Below are 15,504 nucleotides of genomic sequence, written 5' to 3' on the forward strand. Positions count from 1 at the left end.
CTATGAAGAATAAATTTCGTACATTTTGTACAATCGTTTTTGCATCGATTTTGATCGTTTTGAGTGGTCCGAAATCATTTGCACAGAAAGAACTAGCTGTTAAAGTTGATAAAAGTAAGCAGGCAAGGATCCTTATTACCACCGACCTGGAGGCGGATGACATGAATGGCGTTCTTTTAAGCCTGATATACGCCGACCAGTATGACCTTGCCGGTATCGTTTGGACGGCAGGTATGTATCATTTCCAGGGTGATGCAGGCATGCATACGCTCGGCGAGATTACCCCTAATTTTAGGTGTAACGCCAGGCATTGCGAACATCGCGTGGAAACAGCAGCCGATCTTACTGAGTATCGTCCGGTAGACCCTACGTGGCTGGGCCGCATTTTGGATTATTACGAGGCCGATTATCAATTGATGAGCAAGAATAATCCTAATTATCCGACACCTGAATACATGAAGAGTATCACCAAGGTGGGTAATATCGAATTCGAAGGCGATTATCGCTTCGAAACCGAAGGCTCTAATTTTATTATGGACTGTATTATGGATGATGATATGCGTCCGTTGTACATACAGCACTGGGGCGGAATCAACACTACGGTTCGTGCACTGTACTCGATCTATGAGAAGTATCACAGCACACCGGAGTGGGAGCAGGTTCTTGCAAAAGTTACCTCGAAAGTTCGTATCGGTGGTAGTGGCGAAGACAATTGCCGTGCCGACAGTAAAATTGACGAAATGTTCCCTGACTTACAGGATGGTGGCTATGGTGGAGGCTTCTTCAGTTACGGTTCTTTCTTTGCAGCGAGCTACAACTCTGAGAGACGTGCCGACGACGAACTTCAGCCCTATCTTCACGCTGACTTTATTTTGGAGGCCTATAAGGAGGGACACGGAAAACTTACTGAGGAGATTTGGCTGATGGGCGAAGGCCGTGCCATTTATGGTGAACCGATTATATTCAACTATGGCCTTATAACCTATATGGATTGGGAGAAATCAGGCGAACTCGGATGGGGGCCGGTTGGTACTGGATCTAAGCGTGCGGATTTCAAACCATTCGACTGGAGTATCTGTCAATTCGGTTGCGCCTCTTTCATTAACATTGGATTGCGCCCGGATGTTGCCAATAGAAGTAATCGATTCTTCTTCGGACCGACTCCAGAAGGCGCAAAAAAAAGCAACCATTATACCATTGTAATGTGGGAAGAATTGGCAGCACGTGCCGATTGGGCGATCTGCGCACCTCAGGACTGTAACCATGCTCCGATAGTTAAAGCCGACCAATTAGATTTCGTTGCCAAGCCGGGTCAGAAGGTTTCGCTTTCCGGTAACGCGAAAGATCCTGATGGAGACAAGTTAGTGGGAAAATGGTGGGTTCCTGCTTTCTCATGCACCTACAAAGAAGGTAAAGCAGAAGGTCTGGCTGTTTCTTCTGAGACTGGCTGGAACACTGAATTTACCATCCCTGCCGACGCGAAAGTGGGCGACAAATTTATTGTTAATCTCGAAGTGAAAGATGACGCCACTCGTCCGATGACGCGTTTTGCTCAATATGTAATAACAGTATCGTAATGCAAAAATATTTCTACATCACTATCCTGCTGCTATTTATGTGCAGCGGGATAGTATCGGCCCAGTTTTTTATTGGTGGGAAGATTGAATACAAAACAATGCCCAGTAAAATTCTGAATGAAGATCGTGAATATTCGATATTCCTTCCGAAAGGCTATGCAGAGAATACGGACAAAAGTTATCCCATCCTATATTTGTTGCATGGTGGGGGTGCCAGTCATAAAGAATGGCCCGAAGAAGGAAATCTGGTACAGGTGGCCAGCCAGTTAATTGATTCGAAAGAGGCTTGTGAGATGATCATCGTATGTCCGGAGGCCAATAAAACATTTATGAATTATTTCAATAGTCCGGAGTGGCGGTACCAGGATTATTTCTTCGAAGAAATGATTCCGTATATCGAATCGAATTACCGGGTTATTGGCGATAAAAAGCACCGCGCTATTGCAGGCCTTTCAATGGGAGGCGGAGGAACAGTTGTTTACGCTTACAGTCATCCAGAGCTTTTTAATGTAGCATTCGAAATGAGCGGCTATTTATACCGTCAGGATTTATCTTCTTTTGTAGGAGAGAGTAATCCAACACTCGACAAAATGCAGCAACTCGTTGAGGACAATAACTGTGTGAAACTTATTAAAAATGCCAATGCTGAAAAGGTAGAGTCATTAAAAACGGTAAACTGGTTTATTGATTGCGGCGATGATGATTTCACGTTTGTGCCTAATATAGAGTTTGTGTTGGCATTAAACGAGAAACAAATTCCTTATGAGTTGCGGGTGCGTAATGGTGCCCATATTTGGGAATACTGGCACTCCGCATTATATATTGTTTTGCCATATATAAGTAGCTGCTTTCAAGAGAATTGATGTTTATGTATTTAGATAGTTAGTTTACGGATATGATAATTTAGTTACATATAGATAGTTTAGTTACTTAGTTAGTTTATTCGATCCGGGCTTTGTTCCGGATCGTTTTTTTAAAATACTGGGTGTAAAATACTTTTCAAAAAGTGAATGGAGAATGCGATTATCAAGATTCGTATAAATCGAAATCGTTCAGATATGGTAGGCTTATCTGAAAGATGTTATGAATTACCATGCTTATAATTCTCTTGTTCCTTATTTCTTGCTTCCAAAGCAAGTGACTTTGTGAATGGTCAAGTTCTTTATGTTAACGATGCTAAATACCTTGCCCAGTGAATATTGGGAATATACACATTAAAGCTAAGTTGATGTCAAGGTGCTTATTCATAGTAAGTTATAAATATGAATCTGACTTAAATTTTATAATTGATCAACCAAAAAGCATTTTTATTAAAAAACTCCCTGGTCTCTCCAGGGAGTCGAAGTTTGTTATAGAAATTCTATCGTTAACAAACTAAACTAAATTGTAATATTTTGATACCATCCGTATTGGCTTTGGTGAGCCGAATCAAAACCCGATAATTTGTTATTTAATGCTATGTCGTCAAAACTAATTAATACTCGCCTCAGAATCAAATTTCTGAGATGAAGGTATTTATAATTGCGACGTTTGACATTAGACTAATTTGTGGTTTCCCTTTTTGCAATTGAGAGAATTATTCTCAAATACGTTCATAGTACGTTGATGTACAAACATCGTGCTTTATCGGGAATTCATCTTTGGAATTTGCGACTTTGCGACATAAAAATTAAGTTTAAAAAATAATGTATTAGAATGACTAAGAATCAAACTCCAATATTTTTTAGGTATCGTTTTTTGTGGCATGTCCTGTTTTGGATTGTTGTTTTGGTGGTATTTTGGCTTATCTATGCTAGTATCAGAGGAGAATACTATGAGGAGTTTATTGTTAATATCATTCAATTACCGGCCAAAATGATAGGTACATATACTTTCATTTATTTAGTGCTACCGATAGCTATTAAAAGGAAGGAGTATTTTGTATTTGGTTTTTTAGTTCTTATTCACTTTGTTTTGTATGGAATTATCGTTCGTGCTTCTATATACTACATAAACCCCTTTCCAAATCCTCGAGGTTTTAAAGGAACTGAATTTTTTGATCTTACCCGGATCCTAACTAAAGCGGCTTCTGATTATGTTTTGCCTGGCATAGCTTCTGCCATTTACATTTTTAAAAGATGGTATCTTGAAGAGCAGAAGAATAAAAAAATGGCTGAGGAAAAAATCGCAGCTGAGCTTAACTTCCTGAAAGCGCAGATACATCCGCATTTTCTGTTTAACACCTTGAATAATTTGTATACACTAATCTTGATGCAATCTGAAAAAGCCCAGGATGTTGTATTGAAATTATCAGAGTTGCTTGATTATATGATTTATAAAAGCAATGTTGAATTTGTGCCACTGGTAAATGAATTAGAAATTGTTGAAGGGTATATTGAGCTTGAAAAAATGAGATATAGCAAGAGACTCAAGTTAGTATATAATGTAACCGGAGATGCAGATAAGCATGAAATTGCACCACTAATTTTGCTGCCATTTATAGAAAATTGTTTTAAACATGGAGCAAGTAAGGATCGTATAAATCCGCATGTTAATATTGAAATATCTATTAAGCCGGAGTTTCTAACCTTAAAAGCAGTTAATTCAATTCCAAAAATTAAGGATCAGGAAGAGGATGAAAATCAAGGCATTGGATTAAGTAATGTAAAGAGAAGACTCGACTTGATTTATCCGGATAAACATGAGCTTGAATTTAAATCAGATGATAAATTATTTGAGGTGCTATTAAAAATATACTTGGAGTAATATTTCGCTATGGAAACAAAAGTACAATGTTTAATTGTAGACGACGAACCTCTGGCCATCAATTTGTTGAAAATGCATTTGAGTAAGTTTGGTGCTATTGAAATTGCGGGAGCTGTTGAGGATGCTGTTGAAGCCATCGATTTTCTGAACACACATAATATTGATCTGATGTTTCTGGATATCCATATGCCCGAGATGAAAGGAACAGAATTATTAAGATCACTAAAAAATCCCCCGGCTGTTATTTTTACTACGGCATACCGCCAATACGCGCTTGAAGGTTACGATTTGAATGCAATTGATTACCTGTTAAAACCAATCTCATTTAGTCGTTTGGCACAAGCAGTTGAGAAATATTTTGCGTTTCATAAACAACAAAATAGTACTTCGCCTAATCCTGAAATAAACGAAAACTTTCTTTACCTACAGGAAAGAAGTTTTATTCACAAAATTCCTGTCGCCGAAATAGTATATGCGGAAAGCATGGGGGATAACCTTACCTTTTACCTCAAAGACAGAGAAATTACCAGCAGATGCACCGTTTCTTCAGTGGAAAAATTTTTGTCAGAAAACGGATTTATAAGGATACATCGTTCTTATATCGTATCTCTTAAGCTTATAACAAGTATTGGCCCGGTGAGTGTCTTTATCGGAAAAAAGGAATTACCCATTGGAAGAACTTATAGGAAACGAGTACTTGAACAGCTTAATTACAAAGCATTTTTTAACAAAAAATAATTAAAGCAATGAACCTAACTAAATCAACTACTTCGTTAATCGAATTAATTTTTCGATCGGTATTACTGGCAGGTTTAACTATTTTATTTTTTTCCTGCAACAATGTCGAAAATTATCCGAAAGAACCTGATCCTTTGGGAACCGGGAAGGTTAAGTGGTCGGAAACATTGACACCGGACGGTTGGACGAGTGTAAATAATGAAGACGGGGTTACGCTGGGCTACTCAAAAAGTTCCGGTCTTCAGTTGATCCAGGTTGATGGATACGCCTTCAAAGATCTTAATAGAAACAATTTGCTTGACCAGTTCGAAGACTGGCGCCTCGACTTTGGAACAAGGGCTGAAGCTATGGTGGATGAGATTTCGGTACAGCAAATGATGGGCATGAAAATGAATCCATTCGGTGCCTGGAGTGTTAACCCGGATACACTGGATGCTGTAATAAAAAATTCTCTCGATCTTGGTTATCGTCAGTTGCGCGCACCACGCGGAGGTGCGAACGACACAAGAACGAAAGTGAACTGGAACAATATGGTGCAAGAGTACATTGAAGGGCTTGACGACATGGTTTGTTTACCTGCGGTTTGGATTGACGATCCCCGGTCGGGTGATGTATCGAGTTGGCCAAGTAATCTTGGTTTGGCAGCTACATTCGATCCTGAAATTGGAGCTCAGTACGGCAGGATGATGTCGGAAGAATGGCGTGCTATGGGAATTTCAATGCAGGTAGCTACACAAATGGACCTGGCAACCGAACCACGCTGGAAAAGAATTCCCGGTACTTTCGGAGAAGATCCCGCATTGTCGAGGGATATGGCACAGGCCGTTATCAACGGTTGGCAATCAACGTATGATGAAGCAGGAAACGACCTGGGCTGGGGCAAACACAGCGTAAATAACCAAATGAAACACTTTTCGGGCGACGGTGCTGCCGAAGGTGGTCGCGAATCGCATACCCGCGACGGAGCATACAACGTTTTTCCTGGCGGCCAGTTTTTTACGCACACTCTACCTTTTCTGGCTTGCATGGATCTGCCTGGAAAAACCAAAACGGTATCGGCTGCCATGACAAACTATTCTGTAGGAATTGAAGCAGATGGTTCTCCTGTTGGGGGAGAGCGTCTCGCCACAAGTTACAGTACATACAAAATCAATCATTTATTAAGAGATAAGTACAACTGGGATGGTTACATCCTCACTGATTTTGGTGTTCTTACAAGTAAAAATTATGGAGTTGAAGATCTGACTCCGGTGGAAAAGAGATTAGCCCTCCTGCAAGCTGGATGCGATGCATTTGGAGGTGAAGGTGGAGACATTCAGGAAAGTATTGATTTAGCAATGGAAGCTTATGAGCTTGGAGTTGCCAAACTAGGGCAAGCCGAGATGGATGAGATTATGAAAAAATCTACAGAAAGGATACTCAGAACTCACTTTAATATTGGTATTGTTGATAATCCATACCTCGATTTTAAAGTAGCTGAATCAACGTTCCTCAAACCGGAGCATGAAGTTGCAGGCCACCAGGCACACCTGAAATCGATTGTGATGCTGAAGAACAGCGACGCCATTATACATAAGGCAACTGCAGGTGTACAAAAGCCAAAGGTGTACATTCCAAGGGTATTTGTTCCGGCAGCAGGAGGTTGGTCTAGAACACCGGCATCAGCCGTGCCCGGATTCGACCTGGAAGAAGCCGGAAAATATTATGACGTACTTACCGATGCGTTGTCTGAAAAATTCAGCGGCCCTGCTGATCGGGATGGCAACCCAACGCTTTCTGCAGACGACATCATTCGGGCGTCGAATGATGAAATCGCAGAATGCGATTTTGCCATTGTTCGGATAAACAATCCTAAAAACGGAAATCCAACATTCATGGAAGCAGGCGGTATGAGAGATGGCCCGGGATCTGAAAGCAGTATCACAGATAGAAAAGATTATACTTATTTGCCTATTTCTCTTCAGTATCGTCCCTATATCGCAAATTCAGAATTCGTAAGAAAGGTGTCTCTTGGGGGAGATATGATAGAGGTTACGGAGAATAGTATAAAAAAAGTTGTTAAGGAGAATCGAACGTATTTTGGAGAAACCGGAATTATTACGAACGAACCTCATTTAGATCTTGTGTTGAATACCGCGGCCGCAGCAAAAAAAACGATTGTAGTATTAGACATGTCGAATCCGATGGTTTTTACGGAATTTGAGAGTGAGGTTGACGCAATTCTGGTAGGATTTGGCGGAAACAGAGCTGCTAATGTTCCCGATAAAGCATTCCTTGAAATCATTTCTGGCCAAGTAGAACCATCGGGTTTATTACCGCTTCAAATGCCTGCCAATATGGAAACCGTGGAGGCACAATTTGAGGATGTGCCACGGGATATGGAATGTCATGTTGATGGTGATGGAAATACCTATGACTTTGCATTCGGACTGAATTGGTCGGGTGTAATCAAAGACGATCGAACTGCAAAATATGATGTCGCACCAATTATTGGCGAAGCACCGTTTAAAAACTAAATCAATAACCAGCAGTAGTCATTCAAAAACCTTAGGAAATGTTATCAAGTAGAAATATATATTATAAATGGCCTTTACTGCTCAGTTTATCCCTATTCGTGATTTTACTATCATGCACTCAATCAGGTGATCAATTGCGTTCCGATCTTGAGCAGAACTTCTTAAATCCACCAAATGAAGCCAAACCACGTGTTTGGTGGCACTGGATGAATGGAAACATTATACAGGATGGTATACGAAAAGATTTAGAGTGGATGGACAGAGTTGGCATTGGAGGTTTCCAAAATTTCGATGCCGCATTTATGACACCACAATTGGTTGATGAGCGCTTAGTTTACATGACCCCAAAATGGAAAGATGCATTTCAGTTTACGACCAAACTTGCCGATTCTCTTGGTTTGGAAATGGCCATTGCGGGATCGCCGGGATGGAGTGAAAGTGGTGATCCTTGGGTAAAACCCAAGGAAGCAATGAAAAAAATTGTTTGGAGCGAAACACGTATTCAGGGAGGAAAGCCATTCTCCGGCAAACTTCCCCACCCACCAACAAGAACCAGAGCATACCAGAATATGGAGGAAAGTGGTGGTGGATTGGGTTCAACATCAGGAGCCTAGCCGGAACCAAAACCTGAGTATTACTCGGATGCTGCGGTAATCGCTTTTAAAATTCCCGATTCAGATAAAGCATTGAATGTACTACTACTGAAAACTAAATTATGAAAATTATCAGGACTGTTTTAACGCTGTTTTTTCTAACACTTTTGCTATCAGCATCAGCTCAAACCTGGATATGGTTTCCGGGCGATTACGAAAACTGGCTGGGTAACCAAATGAATAATCGCCGGACAGAACGTGGGGTAACCATTCCTGTACAATGGAAACTCGACGGGCATGAACCACTCATGATCTTCACAAAAACTGTTGAACTGGACGAGCCGGAAGAAATTGAAGTTTACGCTGAAGGAGAATATATTCTAACCGTTGGATGGCGGATAAAATATCAGGGTAATAAAAAGGGTCTTACGAAAGTGACCATTCCTGCAGGGAAAAACGAGCTAAAAATTAAAGTGATTAATTATGCAACTGTTCCAGCACTTTTTGTGAAAGGTAAATCAATTAATTCAGACGAAACATGGATGACAAGTCCGCTGGATGAACGTTACATGACCAAAAATATGAAACACCCCGACTCACCTACGGGTTACTTTATGAATGCCGGATCAGGAAGTTTGAATGATCCGAATGTATTACCATCAGCCTTTAGGTTGCCTACAAAGCCGATGGAAGCTGTTGATGTATATGAAATAGATGGTGGTCGGTTATATGATTTTGGCAAGGAAACCTTTGGTTTTGTGAAATTTCATAATCTCTCAGGTACTGAAAAACTTACCATTCATTATGGAGAAACTGCGGAAGAAGCATTGGATGTCGAAAATTGTGAAACCTTTGATATTGTTGATGTTCCTGCAGGAATGTCAGATTATATCATGCCCCGATCGAATGCATTACGATACATTTTTGTTAAAGCCGAAAATGCAGAATATGACGACGTTTCGTTGTTGTATGAATATGCACCGGTAGAATACCGTGCAAGTTTTAAATGTAACGACGAAGAACTCAATAAAATATGGGAAGTTGGTAGGTATACATTGGAGCTTACAACGCGAGAGGTCTTTATTGATGGAATAAAACGTGATCGATGGGCCTGGTCGGGCGATGCTTACCAAAGTTATCTGATGAACTACTATATGTTTTTTGACCAGGAAACTACCAAACGTACCATGTACACCCTGCGTGGTTCCGATCCTGTTATGGTGCACTTGAATAACATTCTCGATTATTCTTTCTATTGGTTTATGGGCATTTACGATTACTATCTGTATACCGGCGATCTGACTTTTCTTAAGCAAATCTACCCTAAAATGGAATCTTTAATGGATTTTGTGCTGGAACGGAGAAACGATCGTGGACTGGTTGAAGGATTAGAAGGTGACTGGGTTTACATCGATTGGTTTGACAACGATGTGGATATTACAGGAGAAGTGAGTTTCGAGCAGATCGTTTTCTGTAAAAGTCTTGAAACAATGGCGATGTGTTCCGAGATATTAGGGGTTGAAAGTGAAGCAAAAAAATACGATGCACTGGCAAAAGATGTTCGTTTGAAATTAGCAGATTTTTGGGATGACCAAAAGCAAGCTTTCATTTTTAATCGAAAGGATGGAGTAAATAGCGATCAGATAACCAAACACGCCAATATGTTTGCCATTTTTTATGACTACGTGACAGCTGATCAGAAGGAAAAAATAAAAGAATCAGTCATTTTAAATCACGCGATTTCGGCCATTTCAACGCCCTATATGCGATTTTATGAGTTGGAGGCAATGTGTTCGTTGGATGAACAGGAATATGTTTATTCTGAAATAAAGGATTATTGGGGAGGAATGCTGAAACTTGGTGCTACCTCATTCTGGGAGAAATTCAATCCTGAGCACAAAGGTTTGGAGCATTATGCCATGTATGGCCGTCCATTTGGGAAAAGCTTATGCCACGCATGGGGAGCAAGTCCTGTTTACTTACTGGGAAAATACTTTGTTGGTGTAAAACCTACCAAACCGGGGTATCAGGAATTTGAGATTCGTCCAACTCTTGGTGGATTGGAATGGTTTGAAAGCAGTATTCCCACTCCCAACGGCAACATTAAAGTTTACGCTGACAAACAGAATATAAAAGTTATTGCAACAGAAGGAGAGGGGAGTATCATTTTTAAGAGCTCAAAGGCACCAAAAGTAAATATTGGCGCTGTTGAAAAAATTGATGAAGATGAATTTCTCATAAAAATTAATGGTGATGGAGCGGAAGTCAACATCGAATATAAATCGCTCTAAGAAAAAGGTGTTATTCTAAAAGTGATAAATCTCTTTTGCGATTAGTTTAGTTGAAGCAGATCAGGTGCCTGAAATTTCAGGTACCTGATTCTAGCAACTTTCATTTTATCGGATATTTAGCGAATACAAATAATCTTGTTCATAAAACTGATAACTATTTAATTAAACATTTATATGAAAACATTTTCTAATTCAACGATCAAAAACCTTTCATTTTTTATCCTTTCATTCCTACTGTCTAGCTGTGGGTCGAAATGGTCAGTGGAACAAAAAGAAGGATTTAACCTTGTATATAACGAGGGAGGTCAAACTCTTGGTTATGCTCCATCGTCAGGAATAGGTATCATCGAAAACAAAGGCTTTGCATTTAAAGATCTGAATAAAAACGGTATGTTAGATAAGTATGAAGACTGGCGTTTATCGTTTGACGAAAGAGCTCAGGATTTGGCATCGCAAATGTCGGCCGAGCAAATTGCCGGATTGATGCTTTACAGCGCCCATCAATCTATACCGGGAAGAAGCGGAGGCCGAAGAGGTTTTGGCGGATCGACCTACAATGGAAAATCACTGGAAGAAAGTGGTGCTGAATCGAGCGATCTCACTGATCAACAAATAAATTTCCTTACCGATGACAATCTGCGTCACGTGTTGATTACCTCAGTGGAATCGCCTGGAGTGGCTGCCAAATGGAACAACAACATGCAGGCATTGGTTGAAGGTATTGGCTTAGGGATTCCGGGAAACAACAGTTCCGATCCACGTCACCGAACTTCTGCAAATGCTGAGTTTAATGAAGGTGCAGGCGGACAAATCTCCATGTGGCCAACCTCATTGGGAATGGCTGCAACTTTCGATCCAGAAGTGGTAAAAAACTTCGGAAATATTGCCGCTACAGAATATCGTGCACTGGGTATTGCAACTGCATTATCTCCACAGATCGATCTGGCTACAGAACCTCGCTGGGGACGTTTCAACGGGACTTTTGGAGAAGATCCACGACTCGATCGCGATATGGCTCGCGCCTATGTGGATGGATTTCAAAGCTCAGAAGGAGATGCCGAGATTGCAGGTGGCTGGGGGTACAACAGCGTAAACGCTATGGTGAAACACTGGCCAAGCGGCGGTCCTGAAGAAGGTGGTCGCGATGCGCATTTTGCTTATGGAAAATATGCCGTTTACCCGGGAAGCAACTTTGATGAACACCTGATTCCTTTTACCGAAGGTGCATTCAAGTTGGACGGAGCAACCGGAATGGCATCGGCAGTAATGCCTTACTACACCATCTCGTTTGGAATCGATAAGGAAAACGGAGAAAATGTTGGAAACAGCTACAGCAAATATATCATTCAGGATCTTTTGAGAGATAAATATGGATACGACGGAGTTTTGTGCACTGATTGGGGAATTACAAAAGATAATCCGGCCATAAATTCCTTTGGAACAACTTCGTGGGGTGCCGAACATTTATCGGTAGCCGAAAGACACTACAAAATCATTATGGCTGGTGTCGATCAGTTTGGTGGTAACAACGATATGGGCCCTGTAATTGAAGCTTACAACATGGGAGTGGACGAACACGGCGAAGAATTTATGCGCAAACGTTTTGAAGAATCTGCAGTACGTTTACTGAAAAATATTTTCCGCACCGGATTATTTGAAAATCCGTATCTGGAAGTATCTGAAACCGAGGAAACTGTTGGTAAAGCTGAGTTTATGGCTGCCGGTTACCTAGCACAACTTAAGTCGGTGGTGATGCTTAAAAATGCAGAAAACAGCCTTCCGATAAAACCGGAGGCCAAAGTATATGTACCCCAGAAATATTATGCTGCCAGCCAGGGAATGTTCGGATTTGGAGGCTCGGAAGCCCGATGGGATTACCCGGTTAGCCTTGATATTGTAAAGAAATATGCATCGGTAACCGAAACTGGGGCTGATGCCGATTATGCGTTAGTATTCATCGATAGCCCGAACGGTGGAAGTGGACACAGCCCGGAAGATGAAAAAGCCGGTGGTAATGGCTATGTGCCGATTAGTTTACAGTACGGCAAATATACAGCAACAAATTCTAGGGAAGTAAGTATCGCCGGTGGTGACCCGCTGGAGGATTTTACTAACCGCTCTTATAAAGGAAAAACCACAACCGCAACAAATATCAGTGATCTTGACCTTGTTTTGGAAACCAAAAAAGCAATGGGAGACAAACCGGTTATTGTAGTGGTAAATGTTTCCAACCCTATGGTTTTTGCAGAATTTGAAAAAGCTGCCGATGCAATTATTGTATGCTTTGGAGTGCAGGATCAAGCAATAATGGACATAATCAGCGGAAAAGAAGAACCAACAGGATTGCTTCCAATGCAAATGCCGGCAAACATGAAAACCGTTGAAGAACAGTTTGAAGATGTTCCGCGAGACATGGAATGTTACGTTGATGCCGAAGGTAATACTTACGATTTTGCTTTTGGATTAAACTGGAGTGGAGTGATTAACGACGAACGTGTAAAAAATTATAAATAAACGTTCAGTTTCTACCTTATGAGATGGAACAGGATACCGTTCCATCTTATTCTGCTACTCGTTTTATATCACAATTTGTAAGCAATCAGTCTATCCCAGTTGAATTATTGCTGGAAAACAAATATGGCTCGGTGGATATAACTTTTACAAAATACTTTGCACACAAATTGCGAATTGGAGTTTTTCATTTTAATTCTTTGGAATTCGATTATGATGAGGTGTATAAAAACAGTATCATTTTAAAAGATTTATTGTTTGTTGAAACTGTTGAGAATCTCAAACTGGCTGCCGGAGCAATTCGTGCAGAAAAATTTATTTTGACATTCTAAATATTTTTTTTCGAATATTTACAGCTAATTCAACGATTCAATTATTCTGTGAGTTGTATGATAAGCTTTAACCAATAGAGTATTATGCTACTGCGGAAGTTATTGAACTGGTAGAAAGTTCGCTTTAAGTTGTATTTTGATCATTTCACTTAGCGTTTATGTTTACAGGCCAATTGTATTTGTATATTTATCTAATGTAATTTGGAACAAATCGACCGATACGAAAGACTACCAATTGCAAGAGAAAAACCAATGATACAATTGCCACGGAAATATTTTAGGATTTCGTTGATACTCTCATTTGTTATTAGCCTGATTATTCATTTTTCGCTGATAGCCAGTATTTTTATTGATATAGGATTCAGGCGTCATTCTCACGAAATTCAATTTCCTCCGGTATTTATTATTACCCAGTTTATAGCCACATTTCTCATCGGCTTTTTAATTTTTGTGGTAAACTATCGTTTTTATCAGCCTTTGAATGTGCAGCATAAATTAAAATATAACCGCATAATAAGTTCCATCGTTGTAACCCTAGTGCTTGTATTTATAGGAATTTCCCTTGTAAATATTTTGAATAATTACATGAAAGTGGAGTATGGTATTCGTCCGCGACATCTTGACATTGAGGCGATTACCAGAAATTTATTTTGTGCCGTAATAGTTTTGATTTGTATAAACGTGATTCGGTTCTTACATCACAAACAAACCATGGAACTGGAAGTAGAACAGCTAAAAACACAAAGCGTGCAAAGCCAGTTTGAATCACTCAAAAATCAAATGAGTCCGCACTTTCTTTTTAATTCGCTTACCGCGTTAAATAACCTTGTGGAAGAATCGCCCAAAATGGCAAACACCTATATAAACCGGCTTTCGCTGGTACTTCGTTACTCGCTTCAAAGCCACAAAAAGCAAACGGTTACAGTGGCCGAAGAGCTCGATTTTATCGATTCTTATTTATTCCTGCTAAAAATACGGTACGGAGATAATTTGTCTATCAAAATCAACATCGACAATCGTTTTCATTATTATAATGTTCCACCCTTAACCATTCAAATATTGATTGAAAATGCAGTAAAGCATAACGAGATAAGTAAAAGTAATCCATTGCTGATTGAGGTTCTTTCAACAGACGATGAAAAGATTGTAGTGGTTAATAAAATTCAGGAGAAACTTACAGCTGAAGAAGGCAATGGTATTGGATTATCCAACCTTACAAAACTTTTTCGTTTATTAGGTAAGGAAATTACGATTATGGATGACAAAGGTGAGTTCAGGGTTGAAATACCGTTGCTTAAACCAAACGATTATGAAGGCATTGATAATTGAAGATGAAAATCCGGCGGCAAAACAGCTGGTTAATATTTTAAAAAGACTGAATGATATTGAAGTTGTTGATATACTCGACAGCATCAAATCCACCATTCAGTGGTTTAAAACCAATGCCAAGCCCGATGTAGTTTTTATGGACATTCACATTGCCGACGGATCCGCATTTAAAATTTTTGATTTTATAGAAATTACCTGCCCAATAATTTTTACCACCGCTTACGATGAGTATGCCGTAAATGCTTTTAAAGTAAACAGCGTTGATTATTTGTTGAAACCAATTACTCAGGAAGCTGTTGAGAAAGCCTTCAAAAAAATAAATGTACTTACGGGCGACAAATCCACCCAAAAAGAAATCAGTCAGATTATTAAAGAATTAAACCGGATAAAAAGTTATAAAACCCACTTTCTGGCATCTGTTAAGGGCAGTAAAATGGTTCCGTTGTTAGCCGGCGAAATTGCATTTTTTTATATCAATGAAGGAAAAGTAAAAGCCGTGACCATTGAAAAGAAGGATTATTTACTGGATTTTACGCTCGATGAACTCAATACCAAACTAAATCCCGATGATTTTTTCAGGGCCAACCGGCAATTTATCGTAGCCCGAAATGCCATTAAGGAATTAGACTCCTGGTTCAACGGAAGACTATCCGTTGTTTTGAAGATTCCTGCTCCCGAAAAAATCCTCATCAGCCGAACCCGCGTAGGAGAATTCAAAAACTGGTTCACAGGTCAGTAATTCTTGTCTGGTCATTTCACCTCCTTTATAAAACATTTCACCTCGTATTTTGTCTGTTTCAACCTAAACGCTTTAATCTTCACCCCTTTTATTGGTCACAATCATAAAAAGTATAAAATCAATTACTGTGACC

The 15,504-nt window shown here is 39.9% G+C and carries 11 protein-coding genes; all 11 read left to right on the plus strand.

Annotation, left to right across the window (positions count from 1 at the left end):
- The first annotated feature begins 2 nt into the window (after positions 1-2).
- The 11 genes from G4420_RS22735 to G4420_RS22785 all read left to right on the plus strand — a co-directional run bounded on the left by G4420_RS22735 (position 3) and on the right by G4420_RS22785 (position 15,371).
- On the plus strand, positions 3-1,577 hold the full coding sequence (locus G4420_RS22735) for a nucleoside hydrolase-like domain-containing protein (RefSeq protein ID WP_163326248.1): 1,575 nt from the start codon (positions 3-5) through the stop codon (positions 1,575-1,577).
- On the plus strand, positions 1,577-2,440 hold the full coding sequence (locus tag G4420_RS22740) for an alpha/beta hydrolase (RefSeq protein WP_163326249.1): 864 nt from the start codon (positions 1,577-1,579) through the stop codon (positions 2,438-2,440). The genes G4420_RS22735 and G4420_RS22740 overlap by 1 nt, the downstream gene beginning before the upstream one ends.
- 832 nt (positions 2,441-3,272) lie before the next feature.
- A complete protein-coding gene (locus G4420_RS22745; RefSeq protein ID WP_163326250.1) occupies positions 3,273-4,322 on the plus strand; it encodes a sensor histidine kinase in 1,050 nt (349 codons plus the stop codon).
- Between the two features lie 9 nt (positions 4,323-4,331).
- On the plus strand, positions 4,332-5,060 hold the full coding sequence (locus G4420_RS22750) for a LytR/AlgR family response regulator transcription factor (protein WP_163326251.1): 729 nt from the start codon (positions 4,332-4,334) through the stop codon (positions 5,058-5,060).
- An 8-nt stretch (positions 5,061-5,068) separates the two neighbouring features.
- Entirely contained in the window at positions 5,069-7,576 is a 2,508-nt protein-coding gene (locus G4420_RS22755; protein ID WP_163326252.1) for a glycoside hydrolase family 3 N-terminal domain-containing protein, read from the plus strand.
- A gap of 38 nt (positions 7,577-7,614) precedes the next feature.
- On the plus strand, positions 7,615-8,190 hold the full coding sequence (locus G4420_RS22760) for a glycosyl hydrolase (protein WP_204273797.1): 576 nt from the start codon (positions 7,615-7,617) through the stop codon (positions 8,188-8,190).
- A gap of 101 nt (positions 8,191-8,291) precedes the next feature.
- Positions 8,292-10,460 carry an alpha-L-rhamnosidase-related protein gene (locus tag G4420_RS22765; protein ID WP_163326253.1) on the plus strand — a complete coding sequence of 723 codons (2,169 nt, stop codon included), beginning with the start codon at positions 8,292-8,294 and terminating at the stop codon, positions 10,458-10,460.
- Positions 10,461-10,634: 174 nt separating this feature from the next.
- Entirely contained in the window at positions 10,635-12,974 is a 2,340-nt protein-coding gene (locus G4420_RS22770) for a glycoside hydrolase family 3 protein (protein WP_163326254.1), read from the plus strand.
- Between the two features lie 23 nt (positions 12,975-12,997).
- The gene (locus G4420_RS22775; RefSeq protein ID WP_163326255.1) at positions 12,998-13,303 is read left to right on the plus strand and encodes a hypothetical protein; all 306 of its coding nucleotides are present in this window, start codon (positions 12,998-13,000) and stop codon (positions 13,301-13,303) included.
- A gap of 252 nt (positions 13,304-13,555) precedes the next feature.
- Positions 13,556-14,632 (plus strand): sensor histidine kinase, encoded by a 1,077-nt coding sequence (locus tag G4420_RS22780; RefSeq protein WP_163326256.1) that lies wholly within the window; start codon positions 13,556-13,558, stop codon positions 14,630-14,632.
- Positions 14,613-15,371, plus strand: coding sequence for a LytR/AlgR family response regulator transcription factor (locus G4420_RS22785; RefSeq protein WP_163326257.1), 759 nt, complete (start codon positions 14,613-14,615; stop codon positions 15,369-15,371). The genes G4420_RS22780 and G4420_RS22785 overlap by 20 nt, the downstream gene beginning before the upstream one ends.
- Positions 15,372-15,504 lie beyond the last annotated feature (133 nt).

The sequence above is a fragment of the Draconibacterium mangrovi genome, assembly GCF_010586825.1.
Classification (GTDB): Bacteria; Bacteroidota; Bacteroidia; order Bacteroidales; family Prolixibacteraceae; genus Draconibacterium; species Draconibacterium mangrovi.